The organism is Glaesserella sp. (assembly GCF_041817755.1).
Taxonomy (GTDB): Bacteria; Pseudomonadota; Gammaproteobacteria; order Enterobacterales; family Pasteurellaceae; genus Glaesserella.
In genome coordinates this window covers 1-6,866 of record NZ_JBGYBX010000053.1, presented here as the reverse complement: position 1 = coordinate 6,866, position 6,866 = coordinate 1, and the positions used below count along the sequence as shown (strand labels likewise).

Sequence of the window (6,866 nt, the reverse complement as noted above, 5' to 3'; positions counted from 1 at the left end):
TTGAACCTGCAATAACACTGTGTAATATTTCAGATAATGCCTCACAGGCATCTTCAGCAGGAAATACACCATAAAAATCAAATTCATTCACGTCCGGAATAATTGCTTCCAATTTCTCCAGCTGGTTCTCAAAATTAATTTTTACACCTTTTACTGTCAACGATTCCCACACAAGGTTCAAAATATTTTGAAAAATTTTTGCCTTTTCCTGTTGTTCGGTCATATCACAGAACAATTTGAAGTTGGGATACATGCGTTCACATAAACATGCCATAAAGGTAAGATGTTGCCAACTGTCAAAACGCTCGATACGTTTATGAATAGGGTTTTGCATGTGCATTCCTTATAAGTGATACGGTTTTGAAAATGCGTGAATCGCATCAACAAACACCTTCGGGCTTTCCACCGGTACATCTTGATGAATACCGTGACCAAGGTTAAACACATGACCTGAACCTTGTCCAAAACCGGCTAAAATCGCTTTCACTTCTTGTTCGATACGCTCAGGGCTTGCATAGAGTACGCTTGGATCCATATTGCCTTGCAACGCAACTTTGTGTCCAACACGGCGACGGGCATCAGCAATATCCACCGTCCAGTCTAACCCGACCGCATCACAGCCTGTGTCAGCAATGGCTTCCAACCATAGACCACCGCCTTTGGTGAATAAGGTTACAGGCACTTTTCTGCCTTCATTTTCACGGATTAAACCATCTACGATTTTGTGCATATAGCGTAAGGAAAACTCGTGATAATCACGGTGTGCCAATACGCCACCCCAAGTATCAAAAACCATGACCGACTGAGCACCTGCTTTAATTTGTGCATTCAGGTAAAGAATAACGCTGTCAGCCAGTTTATCTAACAGAGCGTGTAGCAACGCAGGCTCGGCATACATCATTTTTTTGATTTTGGTAAAGGCTTTGCTACTTCCACCTTCAACCATATAAGTCGCTAATGTCCACGGGCTGCCGGAAAAACCAATCAACGGCACTTCGCCTTTCAACTCACGGCGAATGGTACGCACTGCATTCATCACATATTGCAATTCTTGTTCAGGATCAGGGATCGGCAAGTTATCCACATCGGCTTTACGCTCAATCGGACGCGCAAATTTAGGTCCTTCGCCCGCCCCAAAACTTAAACCTAATCCCATGGCATCCGGAATGGTGAGAATATCAGAGAATAAAATTGCCGCATCTAACGCATAACGACGTAAAGGTTGAAGGGTCACTTCGCATGCTAAATCCGCATTGCGACATAACGACATAAAATCACCCGCTTGTGCACGGGTGGTTTTATATTCCGGTAAATAACGCCCGGCTTGGCGCATCATCCACACCGGTGTCATATCAACCGGTTCACGCAGTAATGCTTTTAAATAACGATCATTTTTTAACATTGTCATACTCTTTTCTCAAAATAAAAATGCCCCTCGGGCTTGATGGGGCGAATCATAGCATAAATTATTGATCTTTTACGCTAATCTTCACGCTGACTTGCTCGCCTGAACGCAATAATTGGTGAATACGTGCGGTTTCGACACAGACCATGGTGCGATAGCCGGTCTCACTCATCCCGCTCATTGCTTTATGCCATGGGTTCCACACGACGACCTCGCTGGCATTACAGTGTTCGACTTCAATTCGGCGCGGAGAACCAAGATCATGAATCAGTGTCGGCTGCTGGTTGGCACGATAAATTTCATCAACCAATTCTGCAATTTTTCGTGGCGAACTGACCGCTTGTTGTTGCTGAATTAAGGAATTAAACACCCTGTCAGGTAAACCGAACAGCTCCACTTGCTCAATATTTTTGACCTTGAAATAGCTATGCAACGCCACCTGAGCCTCGCCCTCGGCTAAATGGGTAAAACGTAATTGGCAGGTTTCGCCCAGCTCCATTTCCATTTTCGCTTCGAGATTTTTGTTATCGTCAAACAAACTGAATTCCAGTTTCACTTGCTCGGGCTGAACGTGATAAGCGGACAATTCCCACAAACGATTACGTGCCGTACCGTGCGCCGGTTGCTTAACACCGCCAAACCACGGATAGCAAATCGGCACGCCGCCGCGAATGGCGTTGCCAAGCGTAAACGGTTCCACTTCGCTCAACCACAAGACATCTTGGTCAGTGTGGCTCGGCATCCAACTGAAAAGATGCGCACCTTGCAACGCAATTTTGGCACTCATTTTCGGGTGAGTGACTTCCAATACCGGAATATCGTGATATTGAACTAATTTCAGTTCAGGGGTGATTTGTTGAATCAGTGACATACGTCCTCCTTCTAAAAAGACTGCGGAAAGATTGTAATACAAGCGGTCGGTTTTACTTGGAAATTTACAAAATCATAAAAAAATGGCGCAAACCTACACACTTGCACCATTTTTCAATAGAGAACCTCTCAAACCGCTAGGTTTTCTTTCGCCGCCGCAATCGCTTCAGCCACACGCTCTAAGTTCACCCCACCTTTAGCACAACGTTTTGCCAAGCAAGAGTCTAACGATAAAATCGGGTAAACATCATCGCCAATCACAGAATGGAATTGCTTGAATTCGTCTAAATTCAGTTCTTCGAGAGCTTTTTTCTGACTGATAGCGTAAACCACCGCTTCGCCGACAATGTGATGTGCTTCACGGAACGGAATACCTTTTGCGACCAAGTAATCTGCTAATTCGGTTGCATTGGCGTAACCTTGTTGCGCCGCTTCTTTAGTACGTTCGGTATCGACTTTAATATCTTCTAGTACCAAAGCTGAGATATTGACGCACGCTTGCCACGTTTCAATCGCATCGAAAATCCCTTCTTTGTCTTCCTGCATATCTTTATTATAAGCCAACGGCAAGCCTTTTAAGGTCGCTAATAAACCGCTTAACGCACCAAATACACGCCCTGTTTTACCACGCACCAGCTCACAGGCATCGGGGTTTTTCTTCTGTGGCATTAAGGATGAACCTGAAGTCACACGATCAGAGAGTTCGACAAAGTGAGATTCGCCGCTATTAAAGATAATAAGATCTTCTGCAAAACGGGAAAGGTGCATCATACTGATAGACGCTGCCGCTAAAAGTTCTAACACGTGATCACGGTCAGATACGCTGTCTAAACTGTTACGGGTCGCCGTTTCAAATCCAAGATCTTGTGCCAGTAAATCACGGTCGATTGCATAAGCCGTACCGGCTAACGCCCCTGAACCCAACGGGCAAGTATTCATGCGTTTATAAGCATCGGTTAAACGGCTGTAATCACGTTCCAACATTTCGTAATATGCCATACACCAATGGGCAAAGGTGATCGGCTGAGCCCGTTGCAAATGGGTATAACCCGGCATTACCGAAAGTTGATTAGCTTCCGCAGTTTCCACTAATTTTTCTTGTAACGCACGGATAGACTCTTGTAGTGAAAGCACTTGGGCTTTACACCATAATTTCATATCTACGGCAACTTGGTCGTTACGGCTACGTCCTGTGTGCAGTTTTTTACCGAGATCACCGACTTTTTTAATCAGTTGTAACTCTACCCAGCTATGAATATCTTCGGCATCTTCCTGTAATACAATCGCCAAATTAGGCGCCACTTCGGCGCGCAGTTGTTTTAATGCGGCAATGAGATCCGCCAGTTCCGTTTGGTTAATAATACCGACGGAATGAATCGCCTTCGCCCAACCGATTGATCCATCAATGTCTTGTAAAGCTAAGCGGTAATCGAAACGTAATGAGTCGTTGAAATATTTGAATTGCTGATCTGCTTGTTGTGTAAAACGTCCACCCCAAAGTGCCATAATTTTATCCTTTGTCTTTTGCAAATAAAAAAGCGGATCGCACCGCTTGTCTTGGGCATATTATTGCATAATTATGCAAAATTTCTCAATAATTATTATTGCGTAAATGGTTTTCCGCTTTGACTGTTAAATTTTCAGCCCCTGCTGTTCTCATCACAATATTATCTTCCGTCCGAATACCGCCGTAGCGTTTAAATTCGTCGATTTTCTGCCAGTTAAAGAAACGAGCAAGCGGGTGGTTTTTCCATTGATTTAGCAACATCTCAATAAAATAAAACCCCGGTTCAATGGTGAGAACCATACCTTCGGCTAAGTCACGAGTGCAACGCAAACTTGGGTAAATCTCAGGCGGTGCTTTGCGTGTGCCACGGTGATTTTGTTGGAAACCTGCAACATCGTGGACTTGCAAGCCGAGCTGATGCCCTAAACCGTGTGGGAAGAAAGTACGACTAATACCCTCTTCAAAAATTTGATCCGCCGGTAATTTCACAAACTCAAACTGATGAAGCATTTGCGAGATCCAACGGTGCATTTGGGTATGGTAACTCAGATAATTAATCCCCACTTGCATATCGGCAATCGTATCCAGTTTAAACTGTTCCATTTGAGCAACCATTGTGGCAAATTCACTTTGTGGATCAAAAGCATAAGTTCGAGTAAGGTCGGAGGCATAACCAAGATAGCTTGTACCAGCATCAAGTAAAAAACTGTGGCGTTCGCAAGGTGGCGTGAAATCCAATTTTGTGTAATGTAAAATGGCACTATGCTGATTGACGGCAACAATATTGCCGTAAGGCACATTGTTATCCGATTGCTTGGTCGCTTGAAGATAGGCTAGATTGATTTCAAACTCACTTTTACCTGCAAAAAAAGCTTCTTTTGCTACTTGATGCCCTGCTAAAGCGGTAAGTTGAGCTTGATAAATGCACTCAATTTCAAATTCACTTTTGATCGAACGCTCAAAATGCAGTACATTTAGCACTTTCTGTGGATTGATATGCTCAAAACCTAGTGATTTTGCCAGCTCCGTTTGTTCGCCAATAAAGACACAATGGGTCGGATTAAGGATATATTGTTGAATTTGTTGGCTATCCGTGAGCATTTGCCATTCAAACTCTTCAGCAAAAAATGCCGATGTCGGCGGATTTGGCGTACAATGCCAATAATCTTGCGGTGCATAAAAATAGAGTTTCGGCTTATTTTTACCATCTAAAAAAAGCCAACTTTGTTCTGCAGTAGGATCAGGGAAAATATAATTAAAATGCGGATTGATTTTAAATGGCGATGTTTGGTCGTCTAAAAAATGATATTTTGCTTGCCCTGCATAAATCCAAAGCCCGTCAAGACGAGCCAGCTCTAAGGCGTGCTGTACGATTTGTTGAATGCGTGCGATGTGTTGAGAGAAAAGCTGTTGCATATATATCCTGTAATTTTTAATTTTGAATAATAACGATGACCGAACTAACCATTCACCATACTTTAGATACCCTAGGGCTACGTTGCCCTGAACCTGTAATGCTTACTCGTAAAACCATTCGCAATATGGCGGACGGTGAAGTGTTACTGATTATTGCCGATGATCCTGCCACCACGCGCGATATTCCAAGCTTTTGCCAATTTATGGATCATCAATTACTGAAAAGCCAAACGGACACTAAGCCGTATCAATATTGGGTAAAAAAAGGTTTATAGAGAACAAGCGGTCAGATATTGCAAAAAATTTACAAGATCTCACCGCTTGTCTATTCAATTAGTGACGACGTTCATCATCAAAGTCATCATCTTCGTCATCGAAAAATTCGCCGTCATCACCGTATTCATCTTCATCGCTGTTCGGATCTTCAAAATAAGTCCCCCAGCCTTCATAGACCGCACCCGATTTTTCGATTAACGGCAGTAGCTCTTTTTGTTGAGCGGTAATAAGTTCCGCATCTAGTTTAATTTCGCTGACAATATCGCACACAAACACAAGATCGCCATTCTCTTCTTCCACTTCTTCCGCTTCAGAAATCTCATAGCCCAACTTATAAGCATCTACCACTAATTTTTCGAGTTTATCGAAATCGTGGTGAGCAACGTGGTGTTCGATAATATAAAGAGCTTCAGGATCGCTTCCATCGGCTAATAAAGAGTTGATGATTTCATCGGTTTCTTGGCGTAATTCGGTTAAGTTATACATAAGTTATCCCTCTTGGGTTTGAGTAAAAATTTCGGCGAACCAGCTATCTAATTTAGTCGCAAGTTTATCAATACCAATACGATTTAATGCAGAATAGGCTTCGACTTGCACATCGCCTTGAAACGGTAAAATCGCTTCCCGCACCATTTTGACGGTTTTGCTTCTCGCACTTTGGCTAAGTTTATCCGCTTTGGTAAGTAGCAATAACACAGGTAATTCCGCAGACACCGCCCACTCGATCATCTGCTGATCGAGATCTTTCAACGGGTGGCGAATATCCATTAAAATTACTACGCCCCGTAAACATTCACGTTTCTGCAAATACTCACCTAAAGAGCGTTGCCACTGAAGTTTCATCTGCTCAGGCACGGCCGCATAACCATAGCCCGGTAAATCGACTAATTTACAATTTGGTTCTACTTCAAATAAGTTAATTAACTGCGTACGCCCTGGGGTTTTAGAGGTACGAGCCAAGTTTTTTTGATTAGTTAAGGCATTTAATGCCGTCGATTTCCCTGCATTTGAACGCCCTGCAAAGGCAATTTCCACGCCACTGTCTTCTGGTAAATGGCGAATATCAGGTGCAGAGGTTAAAAAATGGGTTTTGTGGTAATTAAGTTTTATTTCGGTCATGTTGAATTTGTTTTTAATTATTGTCCGTAGGAGCGGACCGACGTGTCTGCCCATAATTCATTCATTATTCTTAGGCAAACTGACTTATCCGCCTATAATTTATTCATTATTTTCGGGTGGACACATCGGTCCGTCCCTTGTATGTTTAATTTATAGTAAACTAGCAACTAAACCATAACGTTATCCACAGCTTGAGTGTCCCTAGAGATAAAACTCGTTTCGTAGCGTAGGCGTGGATAACTTCATCAGCAAAACCGAACAGTTGAATTAATA

General features: G+C 43.0%; 8 protein-coding genes. 1 reads left to right on the top strand and 7 read right to left on the bottom strand.

From position 1 onward, the window contains the following. The 5 genes from ACEYKX_RS07720 to pepQ form a co-directional block, all read right to left on the bottom strand. Positions 1-334, bottom strand: a 334-nt coding sequence (locus ACEYKX_RS07720; protein ID WP_373780697.1) for a YjaG family protein, incomplete at its 3' end; no start/stop codon positions are given. Positions 335-343: 9 nt separating this feature from the next. Beyond that, entirely contained in the window at positions 344-1,408 is a 1,065-nt protein-coding gene (hemE, locus tag ACEYKX_RS07715) for a uroporphyrinogen decarboxylase (protein ID WP_373767624.1), read from the bottom strand. A 58-nt stretch (positions 1,409-1,466) separates the two neighbouring features. Continuing rightward, positions 1,467-2,276: a D-hexose-6-phosphate mutarotase gene (locus ACEYKX_RS07710; protein WP_373767625.1), complete on the bottom strand. Its 810-nt coding sequence runs from the start codon at positions 2,274-2,276 to the stop codon at positions 1,467-1,469. Between the two features lie 128 nt (positions 2,277-2,404). Further along, positions 2,405-3,781 carry an argininosuccinate lyase gene (gene argH, locus ACEYKX_RS07705; protein ID WP_373767626.1) on the bottom strand — a complete coding sequence of 459 codons (1,377 nt, stop codon included), beginning with the start codon at positions 3,779-3,781 and terminating at the stop codon, positions 2,405-2,407. Between the two features lie 85 nt (positions 3,782-3,866). Then, a complete protein-coding gene (gene pepQ / locus ACEYKX_RS07700) occupies positions 3,867-5,198 on the bottom strand; it encodes a Xaa-Pro dipeptidase (RefSeq protein WP_373767627.1) in 1,332 nt (443 codons plus the stop codon). 35 nt (positions 5,199-5,233) lie between these two features. On the opposite strand from pepQ, the gene tusA reads away from it, so the two are divergent. Beyond that, entirely contained in the window at positions 5,234-5,473 is a 240-nt protein-coding gene (gene tusA, locus ACEYKX_RS07695; RefSeq protein ID WP_373767628.1) for a sulfurtransferase TusA, read from the top strand. Between the two features lie 58 nt (positions 5,474-5,531). Here tusA and rraB read toward each other — a convergent pair whose 3' ends face one another. Together rraB and yihA are read right to left on the bottom strand one after the other, a co-directional pair. Then, positions 5,532-5,960 (bottom strand): ribonuclease E inhibitor RraB, encoded by a 429-nt coding sequence (gene rraB, locus ACEYKX_RS07690; RefSeq protein WP_373767629.1) that lies wholly within the window; start codon positions 5,958-5,960, stop codon positions 5,532-5,534. A 3-nt stretch (positions 5,961-5,963) separates the two neighbouring features. After that, positions 5,964-6,593 carry a ribosome biogenesis GTP-binding protein YihA/YsxC gene (gene yihA, locus ACEYKX_RS07685; protein WP_026916806.1) on the bottom strand — a complete coding sequence of 210 codons (630 nt, stop codon included), beginning with the start codon at positions 6,591-6,593 and terminating at the stop codon, positions 5,964-5,966. Between the last annotated feature and the right edge of the window lie 273 nt (positions 6,594-6,866).